Raw genomic sequence first — 1,388 nt, 5'->3', positions numbered from 1 at the left:
GCGAAATCTAAACCAATTTGTACCGCTTCATCTAATGCCACCGTTTCACCAATTTGACCACAAGGATTAGCATTATGATCTTGTTTATCAATGGAGGCGCTTTCGACTTGTAAGAAGAAACCATTTTCATTCGTTTTCAGCAAATCAATCGCTTTTTTGGTCATTTGCGCTAATGTTGGTGCATTCGGGTCTAATTTTGAATTCGGTTTACACTCTAAAGGAGGATTCTTTAAATTACCTTGATAAGTGGCTTTTGGCCCTTCCCAAGCGACGGCCATATTACCGTCATGAAATAGACCTAACACAGGTTTATCTTGATTTGCTAGCGTAATCGCCTCTAACGATTTAGCATCTTTCACAATTTGATAGCCACGCTCTATTGCTTGTTGCTCGAGCGTTTTCCCTTTATATTCACCGGCCGTTGCTGTTTGAGCAAAACTTTTCGCGCCTCCTCCCAGTGTAATATCTGCACGAGTCACTAACAATTGCTCAGAGATTGAACCTCTACCGCCATTTTCTAGCGCATTCGTTGAGCATTTTGCTAACGTTTCTACAGGCCCATAACACTTACGCCCGGTAACATGTGAAAATAGCGCAGCCGGTGTTGCATCTTGAATTTCAGAGGTAGTGACATTCCCCGTCGCTTTACCATTCGCTTTTGCTAATTCCAAAATCGTTTGGTGATCTTTACCAAACACATCAATCCCTAATGCCCCATTATAGGTTTTAACCCCTGAAGCCCATGCTGTTGCTGATGCGGCCGAATCTGTTACATAATTAGGTTTTTGTGTTTTTCTATCTAAAGAATAATGAGTATATTGGCCGGTCATCGGTAACGCATCAATCCCTTTAAAGAAGCCACCAGCCCCTTCGGCATAGTTACGTGCTACCGTTATCTCAGAATCCCCCATCCCATCACCGATAAATAGGATCACATTTTTAGCTTGATGATTATTAAGTGCTGCTTTTAATGCTTCAGTTTGATCTGAGGTTATACGACGAGCACCACCAAATTCCGTAATATTACCTTTTGCTGCGCGATCTTGCGCCAAAATAGTATCGGCAGTGACGGGGGCTGCAAAAGAAGAGAAACTCACGCTTGTAAAGAGTGTTGCGACGACTACAGATAACGCAGAACGTTGATAACGTAGAGACATAGCTTTTTCCTTGCACGCAAAAAAATAAAGAATTTTGGGGTTTATGTTTTAAGTCACAAAGAGCTTACGAGAGTAAAATGACAAACAGATGAAAGAAAAAAGCGATTTAGATGACAGCTTTATGGCAATTGACATCCTCCACGCCCTAAAGGATGTGGATCCCTACTGCGTTCAGACTGATGTCTGAATCACCTCGGCGGGTTCCTGCTTCGACGGGCGGTCTGACTGCCC

At 42.9% G+C, this 1,388-nt stretch carries 1 protein-coding gene; it reads right to left on the bottom strand.

What is annotated here, in order from left to right:
• A partial coding sequence (phoA, locus tag HMPREF0693_RS17565; protein ID WP_004246993.1) for an alkaline phosphatase occupies nt 1-1,157 on the bottom strand: 1,157 nt, incomplete at its 3' end.
• Nucleotides 1,158-1,388 lie beyond the last annotated feature (231 nt).

It is taken from the genome of Proteus mirabilis ATCC 29906 (assembly GCF_000160755.1).
Lineage (GTDB): Bacteria > Pseudomonadota > Gammaproteobacteria > Enterobacterales > Enterobacteriaceae > Proteus > Proteus mirabilis.
Note: the sequence above shows the minus strand (reverse complement) of the source record. Positions and strands in the feature narration are given on the sequence as shown.